Raw genomic sequence first — 13132 nt, 5'->3', positions numbered from 1 at the left:
GCTGAAAAGGCTGCTCAGGGCAAATCTGGATTTGTTCCTGTCGCCACCCGATGGGTCGTTGAACGCTCAAATGCCTGAGTAGAACGTTGCAAAAGTTTGGTAAAAAACGAAGAAGCGTACTTTGGACAATGCTAGAGCAAAACTCAACCTCTGCTTTATCAGACTGATGCTCAAGCGCTTAACCGCAGCCTAACAAGATATCAAATGAGTTCTATATCAAATCCATCCGCAGGTGTGGGTTCGCTGTAGCCCATGACTAAGAGGATCGGAATAAAAGGGAGAGAAGGATTTTGCCGCAAGCGACGAGTAACTTCAAACCCGTTCATCTCTGGCATCATCACATCGAGTAATACGGGGTCTGGAGGATGGGATGCAATGCTCTCTAGTGCTGTGCAACCGCTATCGGCAACTTCAACAATATATCCTTCACTCTCTAGAACTGTTTGCAGTAAAAAGTAATTATCAGGAAGATCGTCAACGACCAAAATGCGATCTATCGGTGTGGCAATTTCAGCAGGCGAATCAATCATTAATTAATGACAGAAGACAGTTAAGTTTTTTGACTAACTTTTTCTTAATTATCCTAGTTTCATTGACTTGCTTACTCTAACGATAGAGAGATTTTTCTACCTATTGTTGGTTATGTTCAAACAGATTTATGATTGCCTTTATCAGACTTTCTGGCTCCACAGGTTTAGTAAGGAAAGTCTGGAATCCTGCCTGAAGTGCTTTTTGTTGGTCAACTTCTGCGGCATAGGCGGTAAGAGCGATCGCCGGAATCTTTCCTCCCCGCTCGGCTGGACGCAACCGAAGAAGCCCGATTAGCATATAGCCATCCATCTGTGCCATACCGATGTCGCTGACAATTACATCTGGAATAAGTTTATCCATTGCTTGCAATGCCTCCAAACCAGAGGCAACGGCTGTTACATCTGCTCCGCTCTGTTCTAGCAGAAATGCCTGAAACTCACGGGTATCAGTATCGTCATCCACGAGCAAAATTTGCCTATTGTCTAAAGGTGCTGCTGTATCTGCTGGGGCTATGGTTTGCTCAGGCACGAACGGCGCTGCCTGCAAAGCGAGCGGCAATTGCACAATGAAGGTTGCGCCTTGATTCTCTCCTTGGCTCTCTGCCGTTACTGTACCGCCGTGCATTTCTACAATTTGCCGCACGATCGCAAGGCCCAGCCCCAAGCCACCAAATCTGCGCGTCGTCGAGCCATCCTCTTGCCGAAAATACTCAAAGACATAGGGCAAGAACTGCGCCTTGATCCCAATTCCTGTATCAATCACCCGAATCTGAGCTAGTTGCTTGGCGTGCGTTAGTTCAACCGTTACTTGTCCACCATTGGGTGTGAATTTCACCGCATTGGTGAGTAAGTTCCACACCACCTGCTGCAATCGGGCAGCATCACCAGAAATTGGAGTGATCTCCGAGTCAAGATCGAGCGCGAATCGAATATTTTTCGCTTCTGCTGCCAGGCGTACCGTTTCGAGCGCCGCAGAAATCACAAACGACAGACTGACGGGAGCCGCATTCAATGTCAATTTGCCCTGCATGATGCGGGAGATGTCGAGCAAGTCTTCGATCAATTGCGATTGCAATCTGGCATTACGCTCGATCGTTTTTAAGGCTTCTGCTCTGCGGGCTTCATCCAGCTTGCCGTTTTGTAGCAACCGCGTCCAGCCCAAAATCGGATTGAGGGGGGATCTCAGTTCATGGGACAGCACTGCCAAAAATTCATCTTTGATGCGATTGGCGCGTTCGGCTTCTTCTCGTGCGGCTTGTTCTTGTTGTAATATCTGTTCACGATCGCGCTCAATTTGAACGCGATCACTAATATCTGTGTTTGTGCCAAACCAGCGGAGAATGCGTCCTTGCTGATCTCGAATTGGGATGGCGCGAGACAAAAACCAGCGATACGTGCCGTCTTTGCTCCGCAGTGGAAACGTGTCCTCCCACTCCTCGCCCGTTTCAAGGCATCTGCGAAAATGCTCAACCACGCGATCAACATGATCGGGGTGATGAACTTTTTGCCAGCCCCAGCCCTGCATTTCCTCTAGGGTCGTCCTTGTGTAGTCAAACCAGCGACGGTTGTACCAGAAGATCCAACCATTCTCGTCGGTCATCCAGGCGAATTGAGACATATTATCTGCCAGGGTACGGAACCGCTCCTCGCTGTCGCGGAGGGCTGCTTCTGTTTGTTTGCGATCGGTGATATCTCGCGTCACTCCTGCGACTGCCTCGACGGAGCCAGTCGCATCAAACATCGGCACGAAAATATACTCGTAGGCTCTGGTTCCAACCGCACTCGTGTAAGGCGTTTCATCTTTAAGCGGTTGGCGCGTCTCGATCACTTGCTGAATCTGATTTTGCAGTCGAGCCGCTAAATCTTCGGGGTAATCTAACTCAAAAAAGTTTTTGCCCATTGCTTCAGCCGATATTTTTTGCCAGAGATCGAGCAACGATTGACTGATGTAAGTGAATCGTCCTGACAAATCGAAGGTGTAAATAAAATCGGGGACGGAAGCTGCGATCGCGTCAAGCTTTCGCAGTTGTCGTTCAAGTTCGGCAGAGGTCTGCCGCTGCGTGTTTTCCGCTCGTTTGCGATCGCTGACATCCGAGAACACGATCGCCACCTGGTGCATCGCTCCATCGCCAACGGGCGACACCAATACATCAAACCAGCGATCAAAGGCATCTGAGCGGTTTTCAATCCGAATTGACTCACCCGTATTAACGACCTGCGCGTAAAGGTCGTTCCAATATTGCTCAATTCCGGGTGCTAGTTCACTCGCCGTTTTGCCTTCCGGGTTGGTAATGCCAGTCTGCCGCTCGAAAGCCGGGTTCGCTCGCAAGATGCGGTGATCGCAAGGCGTTCCAGCCGGATCAAACAGCACTTCAACCACGCAAAAACCTTCGTCAATCGACTCAAACAAGGTACGATAACGTTCTTCTCCTTCGCGTTGGGCTGCCTCAGCCTGCTTGCGTTCGTCTTCGACGCGCTTGCGATCGCTGATGTCGTAAGACACAACCAGCACGGCATCCACTTCCCCTTGATTGTTATATAGTGGGGTGCCATGAGAGATGTAATGGCAATCGTGGCTGTTATGCTCAAATTGAAACGGCTCGCCGCCCAGCGCCTGACGGTAGTAAGGTTCGTAGCGGTTTGCTAAAGCGGGATCGAGTGCTGACCAGAGGGTTTTGCCCACCAAATCCTCAGAGGTCATGCCTGCCCCTGCCAGCGCCAAGCCCTCTGCCAGCACATAGCGTAAATTGGTATCCACTAGAAAGACCGCCGCATTCGGCAAGTTCGCTGCAACTGCACGCAGGCGGGCTTCGTTTTGGTGCAGGGCAGCTTCTGCCCATTGGCGATCGCTTCGTTCTTTTGCCTCTCGTAATGCTCTTTGCACGCACGGAACTAGCCTCTCTAACCTCTGCTTGAGCACATAATCTGTTGCTCCTCTTTTTAGCGCTTCGATCGCCAATTCTTCGCCTAAGCTGGCAGAGACAAAAATAAATGGAGTTTCAGGGCGCAGGTTACGGGCAGTTTCCAATGCAGCGATGCCATCAAAATCGGGCAACGCATAAGCTGCCAAAATTAGGTCAAATACCTGAGTTTTGAGTTCTGTTATAAAGTCGGTGCGAGTGTCAACCCTCAACAGTTCATAGTCAATCCCGCCATCTGTCAGCATGGCTTGTATCGCCTCAGATTCAAAGGACTTGTCTTCGAGTAAGAGAAACTGGAGTGTTGACATTATTTGCTTTTTGCTGGAACTTAGGTAATGAAAAGTATAATGCTCCGCAAGGAGTGCTTAAGCTGCTACTACTTCCAACGAGCCGTGCTGACTGGCTTACACAATCAGCACGGCTCAGGAGCGATAACTGCAACCAGCAATAGAAGTATTATAAATGGATAGAGCCACGGCATCGGCAACAAAGTGGCTCCTAATGTAATCGCTACCAGATAAAGTGCTAAATAGCACCCAAGGAGTAACTAATTGAACTAATTATGGAAATTGTTTATCAAAAGTTTCAAAAATTACAGATTAAATTAAATCACTAACCCAAAGCCATGTTAAATGTTTTTCCCAGGTCATTGGAATGATTAACTTGGAAAATTTTTGTTGAATTGTCGGTCAGATCCCCAAAAATTTTCGTTTTCTTATCAAGGCAGGGTCTATCTTAGGGTGCTACTTAGTTGTTGAAAAATTTTCTAACGTAAGCATATAGTTCACTCCAAGCTAAGGAAAAAGATTTATATGACCACCGATATTTCTACGCAGAGCAACAAGGGTATCAATGGGGCGCTGTTGATTGGTGTTCTCTTGATTATTTTAGGAATTGTGGCGATTTTTCAACCAGCAGTCTCGACGATCTTCGCTGAAACTTGGTTTGCTTTGATCTTGATTTCAGCAGGAGCAGCCAAGCTGGGCTACGCATTTCAAACCCGCAACTCTGAAGGCTTTGTTTGGAAGCTGTTATTAAGCATCCTCTATATTGCGACAGGCGCAATGCTGTTTTTTTCCCCTTTGAAGGGTGTTTTAACACTGACCCTGTTGCTTGGTAGCTTTTTGTTAACTGAAGGCGTGTTTGAGCTAATCCTAGCATTCCGGTTACGTCCGCAACAAAACTGGACTTGGGTGCTGGGTGACGGTATCATTACCCTATTGCTAGGCGGAATTATTTGGTTTCAGTGGCCCAATGATGCTCCTTGGCTGATCGGGACTTTAGTTGGTGTCAGTGTTCTTTCCACTGGCATTTCACGGGTGATGCTGTCATTAAATAGAAGTTCTAGCTTTAATAGTTCTGACCAAACTACTTAAATCTAAAACGTTTAGCTCAATTGTCATATTTACTTGGATACGAGCAAAACTAATTGATTAAAGTAGTTATTAAAGTTACCCAAAGCTAAATTAACTAATTACAATTGGCTTTAAGTTTAAAGATTTAGCACTCATACAAGTGCTAAATCTTTTGTTTAACTAGAGCAGCTATTTTAGCGATATATAAAAAGATAGGGCTGTAAGTTTGCTAGGGTTTTAGTAGTGGTATATGAAGAAAATAAAGTCTCAAGTTTGACGAACGGAAACTTCATTATTTAGTCAAAAACGCTGTTTCTTAATTTCTCACTTGTGTAGGAAATTGTACGCAATGCCAATAGTGGTTTAGAGAAATACAGTAGGAATAAAATTCACATCTATGATTCTGCTAAATTGCTACCTATGTAGATAATAGGGAAGTAATTGTAATCCTTTGATAAATTCACAAATGGTTCAAAAAATACAATTTTTGAAAGTTAAATTCAGAACTATAGATGTACAAGGTTGACTTTAACAATAAAACTTTTGATAGAGAAGAAAAAAGTTTATTATTTATAACCTTAAATTCTCAAGACCAATTGAAAGGATTATAAGGATTGATGGCGATGGAAAATATCAACACGGCAAAAATGACAGAGCGTTACCTTGCTTTGGGTATCGGGATTATTTATTTGCTTTTAGGGATAGCTGGATTTATACCAAGTTTCATTTCATTACCAGGAACAAACGAATCTTACATTCCACTTGATGAAGCCGTGGGTGCTTATTCTGCGGGTTTCGGTTATATTTTCGGTGCAATTCCCACCAACTTCTTACATAATCTTGTTCGCTGCGCCGTAGGCTTGTTAGGAATTACTTGTTACAACAATGATACTACTGCACGCTTATTTAATCGTAGTTTTGCAGTTAGTTATGCCTTGCTGGCTGTTATGGGATTGTTGCCGTTGACCAAGACCTTTTTTGGCTTAATGCCACTGTTTGGCACTAATGTTTTGCTCAATGCATTAGCGGCAATTTCTGCTGCCTACTACGGTATTGTTATACCAGCTAAAGTCATGGGTGTCAGTGTCTCACGGAATATTTGATATCTTCGTCTATAAAATAAGCTACCAAATCAGTAGGTAGTTGCTAATTGACACGAACACCGGAAGACAAAACAACAATTTTCCTCCTTGCTAGACACGATGACAGCTACTCTGGTTCGGGCTAGCAGGGAGGACTTTACCGCTTACTGTCTCTCAACTATTCAATTGTTAAAAGTAGAAACTAATCACAGAAAACTTAAAGTAAATTGATTTTTGAGTTACTAAAAAATGATTGTTGTTCTGCCTAACTTTCTCCATAGCAACCCGCTTGGATGTAGCAGTTTCAAGGTAAATGTTTCATTTCTAACATCAAAACTATGAAAACTAACCCAGGTATCACCATAGATTCTAGTCCTCCAAAAGTGGAGCGTCAAAAAAATAGATGGCGGGCTATTGGCATAGTGCTATTTATAGCTATTTTGGTTAGTTTCTTAACCTACAGACTAGAAATTGTTTTAGGTAAAACTCCTAGTTTAGATAAGACTTTTACCCTTGTAACACAGGCTGCACCTCAAGAAGTTGGTTCTTATGATGTTTTGGGATACGCGATTAATCAGCAACAAGCAACCCCTCTACTAGATACAGAAGAGGGACGCAAACAACTATCCCCGGAAAATGGCGCGTTTGCAGTTACGAATGAAACTTTAAAGCTGGGGCGGGATGCTTTTTACTCAGAAACTTTTGGTAATGAAATTTTCCAAGCTGATGTAGTTGGAGCGCTGAACAGCCCTATCAATATTATAACTGTAGGTCAGGCGATCGCTAAACTCGGTAACAAGCATACAACCAATCTCCAAATTCCCGTAAATGAAGATGTGACAGTTGGCGATCGCACTTTTAAAGCTGGCACACTATTAAATACAGGATTAGACGTACCTGCAAATTCTTTCGTCCCATTAGGTATGCGTGCCAGCTTCACCAAAGGTAAGTTGAGATTTGGTATTACCTGTGCTTTATGCCACGCCACAATTGATAATAAAACTGGAAAAATCTTGGAAGGCGCACCAAATAATGACGTTAATACGGGTTTGGTTCTGGCATTTGCCACTAATTCCGCAGCCATGTTTCGTCAAACAGATATTAATCCTACTCAAATTTCAGCAGGAAAGCATACTTACATTAACGCTAATGGTGAAAAGTCCCGCTTACCAGATGCTAAAGCTTTAGAAGATGCAGTCGATGCAAAACTACTAACTTGGTCGCCTGGAAACTTTGATTCTACTGGCACTCTCGTAAACAATCCCTCACAAATTCCATCTTCTTATACTTTTGATGCTTGGCCTTACGGTTGGAGCGGTCATTCAGCAATTGGTTGGTTTCACGGTTTAACTACTTTAAATAGCAACGTCCACGCCACTAATTCAGACGGGACAAATAGCGCTGATGCGAGTCAAACATTATTAGGAATTGATAAGGAAACCTATTTAGGCACAATCCTTCAAAATGCCGCAAATCCAGCTTTTAGATTACCTGAAGAATCTAAACCATCAGAATTTTTCGACATAATCGATCCCACTCCAGGAGAACCTGCAATTAATAAAGTGATTCGGATGCCTGGATATCCCAAAGGTTCGCCGTTTATGTTAGATGGTTTAATGGCATCTTCCCCTGGCTTTCCCGTTGGCGAGCAGCTTAACGCGATGTCTGCTTGGCAAAATACTCTGGCTCCACCACCCATTCAAGTTAGTGATGTTGGTTCTTTAGAAAAGGGGGCGGCTGTATTTACTCGTGCTGGCTGCATAGAGTGTCATAGCGGACGCTACTTTACTAATCATGATGTTATTGCTCAAAACGAGATTGGGACTCAACCCTCACGCGCCCCTACCTTAGCACCATTTACTAAAAACTTCACCACACCCCAAACCTAGCCCAATAGTGTCTCTGTTCCCTTGCCGTCTAATCCTCCGGTGTTAGAAGTCTCTACAGATATTACGCCACAAAAAGCGCAACAGTTAGCTTTTGGCATAAACAATCCAGCAGGCGGTTATAAAGTACCAAGTTTGATTGGGTTGTATCTAACTGCACCTTATTTACATGATGGTGGCGTAGCTGCTAGTGCTTCAGCATTAAAGCAAGAACAGGATGGACAATTTGTGGTGGCAAATCCTAATGAGCTTGGTATGGCTGGTACATTAATGCAAAATATTTTACCCGATCCACAAGCAAGTTTACGGCTGTTAGTCGATCGTAATTTGCGTGAATCAATGATTGCAGCTAACCAAGCCAATCGAGATTTGCAAAAATCGAATGTAGACGGTAGAGGACACGCTTATTGGGTAGATGCAGAAGCAGGTTTTACCACTCAAGAACAGACAGCTTTAATTCAATTCCTCCTCAGTTTGGATGATCAGCCAGAAATTCTACCTAGTGAAAATTGATAGTATTCTTTGACATCCTCCCCGCTCTAAAAAGACGGGGATTCCAAAGATTACTCTTTGGGCTTCCTCTTTCCACGAGTTGACTTGCTTGGAGGAGTTTCCTCACCCAAGTATTGGTCAGTCTCTCCAGAGGCGTAGGTCCCGTGATAGGATTTAGTTATGTTAATTGATGCGTACATCAGTCCTATGATTACTGAAACAAAAATATGTTCTTCTTGTAAAATAGAATTGCCTATTACATCATACTGGAAAGATAGATCGAAACCGAGCGGTGTTAGGGCTTATTGCAAAGAGTGTAGCAATACATCTAGTAAAGCTTGGCAGAGACAAAATAACACAAGAATGACTGCATTAAATTTGCAGTTCAGGGCAAGTAGAAGGGGATCGGGTAAATGCGTAGTTTGCAAAGAAGATGCGTTGAAAAACAGGAATGTTTGCAAAAAACATTATGTTGTAGATATAGCTAAAGCAAGTCTTGGACGAGCAGATTTACAAACTGTTCAAATTCTTATTGAAAAGTTTGAGTTAAATCCCTTTTGTATTTACACAGGGGAAAAACTAACGCTTGGTATTAATGCCCATTTAGACCATATCTTGTCTAGAAAAAATCATCCAGAACTTAAAGAAGATTTAGATAACGTAGAGTGGATTTCTGAAAAAGCTAATTTAGCTAAAAATAGCATGGACAAAGAGGAATTTATTGAATTTTGCAAATTAATTTACTCTAGGTTTTGAGGCAGCTATTACGCACAAAACGGGCAGTACGCAACGCTTCGTCTAGCACTTTGTACTGTACGTCTGTCCCTCTTAACTTTGCCTCAAATACTAACATCTTATGTCACTTAACCTGACATAACTACATCACAAATATACGGGAATATCAAATATTCAAGGTAGGATAAATCCTACTACCAGCTTTCATCCCTGGGCTATCGCAACGCAGGGTTTTCAGCATCTCTTTTATAAAGTAATTACTTATTTATGGGTTTTATCTATTCTTTAGCCTACTATTATTACTTATCTACCAAACCCAGAACTAGCAAGAGCCACTGAATAGCTTGCCCTTGTCTTAACTTTAAAAACCTACTTGTTGATACTCACTCATATACTTGGTACTAAGATAATTTTGTAGCAATTGCTGGGAGATACCTGTTATCATAGCGACCTCGCCCAAGTCAAACTTTCCTAACAGCAGTAATTTAATTAATACCTCAGTTCGCCGGGAAATATATTGGTTTTGAATATCTTTCTGCATAATTGTTCTCCCTAGTCAATACGCAACTATCGTTTCCGCATTGCTCCTACTTTGACAACAATAATGCTTTTAACAAGTATTCGTCTGTCCGTTAACGTACCCTCTTTTACTCTTTGTCAAGCGTCCACGATACTTATTTATGCTGAATAGTCTTACAGGATTGTGCGCAAAAGCGTCTGTACGTTAGCGTGCTGAAAATTCTCGATCCAGTTTGTTATTCTGTAAGAAAGCTTACATAGCTTTGTACTAAAAAATTCACCCTGCGTCAAGAGTCCTCACCGATGCCGTTGGTTGTTTGCTTTTAGCAACACCAGTTCAATGAGGCTCCTTATGTCTATATATTCAAGTTCCCGTAACCCGGTTGGCAATGAGTTAATAGCTGCTTTGCCCCAACAGGAGTATGAACGTCTCCTACCTAACCTTGAACCAGTTTCCCTGTCTATTAAGCAAGTCCTTTACGAAGCCAACGAACCGATTGAGTATGCCTATTTCCCTAACAGTGGTGCTTCCTCTATGCTCAACTTGATGGAAGATGGTCAAACCATTGAAGCGGCTACCATAGGTAAAGAAGGAATGGTTGACGTTCCCCTATTGCTAGGAACAACTCAAATTCCGCTTCAGGTTATTGTCCAAATTCCTGGCGATGGTCTGCGGATGAAGGCAGAAGTGTTCAAAGCCGAAGTCTACTGGGGTTGCCCACTGCAATTTTGACTTCTACCCAATGTCTCACCAATGCCAAGCATCCGATGAAAAACAAACTTTTATCCGCCTTATCTAAAGAAGAATACAAACGCTTGCTGCCGAATTTAGAAGCAGTTTCCCTACCTTTGAAGCAAATCATCTACGCGCCCAACCAACTCATTGAGTACGTCTATTTTCCCACCGATGGCATTATTTCTCTAGTCAACGTCACCCAAAACGGCGGCATAGTTGAAGCGGCGACGGTGGGTAATGAAGGGATGGTCGGTATCCCTATATTACTGGGAGGCAATGAAATGATCGGTCAGGCGATTGTGCAGGTCGCTGGGAATGCGGTGCGGATGAAGGCAGATGTATTCAAGGGCGCTGTCCCAAATGGTAGCCAGTTTCACAACCTGCTGCTACGCTACACTCTAGCATTGATGAACTTAATCTCCCAAACGGTCGCCTGCAACTCCCTGCACTCGGCAGAACAGCGCTGCTGTCGCTGGTTGTTAATATGCCAAGACCGCGTGCAGTCAGATTCTTTTTTACTTACCCAAGAATTCCTCGCTCAAATGCTGGGTGTGCAACGTCCAACGGTAAGCGGAGTTGCCACCATTCTGCAACAGACGGGACTAATCCGCTACAGTCGTGGCAAAATGACTATCTGTGATCGCTCTAGGTTAGAAGCTACTTCCTGTGAATGTTATGGGATAGTCACTCAAGAGTTTGAGCGCTTATTCAAAGATACTGCCCAAAAGTCGAAGGATAGTAACAGCAACGGCAACGGTCTATTTACTCAGATAGTTCAGCCGCAGGTAAATGGACAAGTTGAGCATCCCCATTGACTTGGAATAGCGTTCAGGTTTTGTGGCGCAACTCCTACTTCTCTTGTACCGGAGTCAAATAGTATGCTTAACTTGCTCCTATCGCTACTTGCAATCGATAGAAACAAAAAGCCTTCTTAATGCTGTAGAGCAGGAGCTTAGTTATAGATACTTTTAATGACTCCCGGCTCTATTCCTCACCGAGTTAAAATACTTATTTTTGTTCTTGCTCTCTTCGAGCCTTGATTTTCCGCCATAGTTGAAGCTCTATATCTATTTGTTCTGGGATCAAGGGCGGAACCTCTCCCGACCATAACTGTTTTAACTCGGCTTGGGTTATGTCTGTCTCATCATCAGATGACATAAAATTATCTTGAGCGAACTTTTTGTTTAGAATCAAATCCACTACAGTCAGGGCAACCGCATAAAAAATATGGCGTAGGCTAGGCTATTGTAAAAAAGTTGGAGTAGCGCCGTGAGCCAGGGACAGGTATTGGATGCCAGCATTTTAATGCACTTTGCAAGTTTAGAAGACCCAAGAGATAACCGGGGCAAAGAGCATTTACTGCTAGATATCATTACTATTTCCATCTGTGCTGTTCTCAGTGGAGCCAAAGGGTGGGAAGACATAGCAGAATACGAGAGGGCAAAACAAGAGTGGTTGAGTACATTTTTGCCTTTGCCTAATGGCATACCGTGCGCCGATGCCTTTGCACGGGTGTTTGCTAGACTTGAAGAGCAACAACTTCAAGAGTGCTTTGGAAGCTGGGTCAAAGCCATCAGTAATCGAGTGGCAGGGGACAATGTGGGCATAGACGGTAAAAAATAGCGGCGTTCCTACGACAAGAGCAAGGAGGAAGCAGCAATTCATTTGGTTAGTGCTTGGGCTTGCCGCAATCGTCTCGTCTTGGGACAGTGCCAAGTTAAGAACAAATCAAACGAAATTAGCGCCATACCTGAACGTGACTATTGGCACTGGCACTCTCTGGCTGCATCGTAACGATAGATGCAATGAGCTGTCAGAAAGAAATTGCCACTGCCATTGCCCTGCAACAAGCGGATTATGTTCTAGCGCTAAAAGGCAACCAAGGAAGTTTATTTGAGGATGTACAGTGGTTATTCAACCAAGCTCAATCGGTAGAATTTGCAGGCATTACCCATGATTTCATCCAAACCGTTGACAAGGGACATGGGCGGATTGAAATACGTCAGTGTTGGACGCTTAGTGACTTGACCTATCTTACCCAAAAGCCACTGTGGACAGGCTTGCAAAGTGTAGCAATGGTGCATAGTGAACGTCGCCTTGGTGGACGTGTCAGTACACAAACTCGCTATTTTATCAGCAGTAGACCTGGCAATGCCTCGGAAATTGCCCAAGCCGTGCGTGACCATTGGAAGATTGAAAACTCCTTGCATTGGGGCGGAGTGTCTGCGAGGGAAGCTTCCCCCGCAGAACCTCCTTTGCTGGATGTGTCTTTTCGTGAGGATAATTGTCGTATTCGTTCTGGCTATGCCGCTCAAAACATGGCGTTGCTACGTCATATTGCCCTGAATCTTTTGGGTCAGGATAAATCTACTGGGCGAGGCATTGCTGCCAAGCGCAAAAGAGCAGGATGGGATCAGGCTTATCTCGTCAAAATTCTCACCCAATGATTTTATGCGGTTGCCCTGTTATACGGGTACAATAGATTGTTACGTAGGTTTTTGTAATACGATAAGAACGTTCATCTCACGCGCTCCCCTTCGTTCAGCTATGTATGACGAGCAACGAACCATTCACTTAACCGAGGTCTCTGCAACTAATTTTCCTGCTTCCAATGACTACAAGTACAAGTGTCGCCTACAAGTGATTTCTGATGAGGGACACATCCTAAGCTAACAGACATTTAGTTCGCCATAACTTTGTTTCCCTTATTACGAATACTTTTATTCCAGTTAATCGACAGTTCGCCATTATTAAGTAATCTCTTTAAGAGTTCTTTAAGTTCTTGTCCAGACTGAAATAAGCAATGGGCAATGAACTCTTTGCAGGAATGCCATACTAATTCAACTAAATTAAAGTCTGGGCTATAAGTAGGTAAA

At 43.8% G+C, this 13132-nt stretch carries 11 protein-coding genes and 2 pseudogenes; 8 read left to right on the top strand and 5 right to left on the bottom strand.

The window, feature by feature from the left end:
* Positions 1–200 precede the first annotated feature (200 nt).
* Both C7B70_RS23435 and C7B70_RS23430 read right to left on the bottom strand, forming a co-directional pair.
* Positions 201–530, bottom strand: a complete 330-nt coding sequence (locus C7B70_RS23435; RefSeq protein WP_106371345.1) for a response regulator — start codon at positions 528–530, stop codon at positions 201–203.
* 100 nt (positions 531–630) lie between these two features.
* Complete coding sequence (locus tag C7B70_RS23430) at positions 631–3759, bottom strand: PAS domain-containing protein (protein ID WP_106371344.1); 3129 nt, start codon at positions 3757–3759, stop codon at positions 631–633.
* 504 nt (positions 3760–4263) lie between these two features.
* Between C7B70_RS23430 and C7B70_RS23425 the strand changes: the two genes are divergently transcribed.
* The 5 genes from C7B70_RS23425 to C7B70_RS23410 all read left to right on the top strand — a co-directional run bounded on the left by C7B70_RS23425 (position 4264) and on the right by C7B70_RS23410 (position 9022).
* Complete coding sequence (locus C7B70_RS23425) at positions 4264–4827, top strand: HdeD family acid-resistance protein (RefSeq protein WP_106371343.1); 564 nt, start codon at positions 4264–4266, stop codon at positions 4825–4827.
* A 602-nt stretch (positions 4828–5429) separates the two neighbouring features.
* Positions 5430–5909 (top strand): DUF4383 domain-containing protein, encoded by a 480-nt coding sequence (locus tag C7B70_RS23420; protein ID WP_106371346.1) that lies wholly within the window; start codon positions 5430–5432, stop codon positions 5907–5909.
* A 317-nt stretch (positions 5910–6226) separates the two neighbouring features.
* A complete protein-coding gene (locus tag C7B70_RS23415; RefSeq protein ID WP_233221082.1) occupies positions 6227–7777 on the top strand; it encodes a hypothetical protein in 1551 nt (516 codons plus the stop codon).
* A gap of 21 nt (positions 7778–7798) precedes the next feature.
* Positions 7799–8287 (top strand): hypothetical protein, encoded by a 489-nt coding sequence (locus C7B70_RS28055; RefSeq protein WP_233221079.1) that lies wholly within the window; start codon positions 7799–7801, stop codon positions 8285–8287.
* Between the two features lie 159 nt (positions 8288–8446).
* Positions 8447–9022 (top strand): hypothetical protein, encoded by a 576-nt coding sequence (locus C7B70_RS23410; protein ID WP_158260574.1) that lies wholly within the window; start codon positions 8447–8449, stop codon positions 9020–9022.
* Between the two features lie 340 nt (positions 9023–9362).
* On the opposite strand, the gene C7B70_RS23405 is transcribed toward C7B70_RS23410, so the two are convergent.
* Complete coding sequence (locus tag C7B70_RS23405; RefSeq protein WP_106371341.1) at positions 9363–9542, bottom strand: hypothetical protein; 180 nt, start codon at positions 9540–9542, stop codon at positions 9363–9365.
* 330 nt (positions 9543–9872) lie between these two features.
* Between C7B70_RS23405 and C7B70_RS23400 the strand changes: the two genes are divergently transcribed.
* Together C7B70_RS23400 and C7B70_RS23395 are read left to right on the top strand one after the other, a co-directional pair.
* A complete protein-coding gene (locus C7B70_RS23400) occupies positions 9873–10253 on the top strand; it encodes a Crp/Fnr family transcriptional regulator (RefSeq protein ID WP_106371340.1) in 381 nt (126 codons plus the stop codon).
* A gap of 35 nt (positions 10254–10288) precedes the next feature.
* A complete protein-coding gene (locus C7B70_RS23395; RefSeq protein ID WP_106371339.1) occupies positions 10289–11071 on the top strand; it encodes a Crp/Fnr family transcriptional regulator in 783 nt (260 codons plus the stop codon).
* A 193-nt stretch (positions 11072–11264) separates the two neighbouring features.
* Here the strand turns inward: C7B70_RS23395 and C7B70_RS26620 are convergent, their stop codons facing one another.
* Positions 11265–11414, bottom strand: coding sequence for a hypothetical protein (locus C7B70_RS26620; RefSeq protein WP_158260573.1), 150 nt, complete (start codon positions 11412–11414; stop codon positions 11265–11267).
* Positions 11415–11561: 147 nt separating this feature from the next.
* On the opposite strand from C7B70_RS26620, the pseudogene C7B70_RS23385 reads away from it, so the two are divergent.
* A pseudogene (locus tag C7B70_RS23385) lies at positions 11562–12703 on the top strand (ISAs1 family transposase).
* A gap of 233 nt (positions 12704–12936) precedes the next feature.
* Here C7B70_RS23385 and C7B70_RS23380 read toward each other — a convergent pair.
* Positions 12937–13132 (bottom strand): annotated as a pseudogene (locus tag C7B70_RS23380) (IS630 family transposase); the annotation flags it as partial.

Source organism: Chlorogloea sp. CCALA 695 (assembly GCF_003003885.1).
Taxonomy (GTDB): domain Bacteria; phylum Cyanobacteriota; class Cyanobacteriia; order Cyanobacteriales; family Chroococcidiopsidaceae; genus Aliterella.
The sequence above is the reverse complement of the archived record's forward strand: the minus strand, read 5'-3'. Positions and strand labels throughout refer to the sequence as shown.

Excerpts from the sequence above, each read along its gene's own strand:
- C7B70_RS23400 (WP_106371340.1), top strand. The coding sequence starts at position 9,873 with ATGTCTATATATTCAAGTTCCCGTAACCCGGTTGGCAATGAGTTAATA.
- C7B70_RS23415 (WP_233221082.1), top strand. The coding sequence starts at position 6,227 with ATGAAAACTAACCCAGGTATCACCATAGATTCTAGTCCTCCAAAAGTG.
- C7B70_RS23405 (WP_106371341.1), bottom strand. The coding sequence starts at position 9,542 with ATGCAGAAAGATATTCAAAACCAATATATTTCCCGGCGAACTGAGGTA.
- C7B70_RS23435 (WP_106371345.1), bottom strand. The coding sequence starts at position 530 with ATGATTGATTCGCCTGCTGAAATTGCCACACCGATAGATCGCATTTTG.
- C7B70_RS26620 (WP_158260573.1), bottom strand. The coding sequence starts at position 11,414 with ATGTCATCTGATGATGAGACAGACATAACCCAAGCCGAGTTAAAACAG.
- C7B70_RS23420 (WP_106371346.1), top strand. The coding sequence starts at position 5,430 with ATGGAAAATATCAACACGGCAAAAATGACAGAGCGTTACCTTGCTTTG.
- C7B70_RS23430 (WP_106371344.1), bottom strand. The coding sequence starts at position 3,759 with ATGTCAACACTCCAGTTTCTCTTACTCGAAGACAAGTCCTTTGAATCT.
- C7B70_RS23410 (WP_158260574.1), top strand. The coding sequence starts at position 8,447 with ATGTTAATTGATGCGTACATCAGTCCTATGATTACTGAAACAAAAATA.
- C7B70_RS23425 (WP_106371343.1), top strand. The coding sequence starts at position 4,264 with ATGACCACCGATATTTCTACGCAGAGCAACAAGGGTATCAATGGGGCG.
- C7B70_RS23395 (WP_106371339.1), top strand. The coding sequence starts at position 10,289 with ATGAAAAACAAACTTTTATCCGCCTTATCTAAAGAAGAATACAAACGC.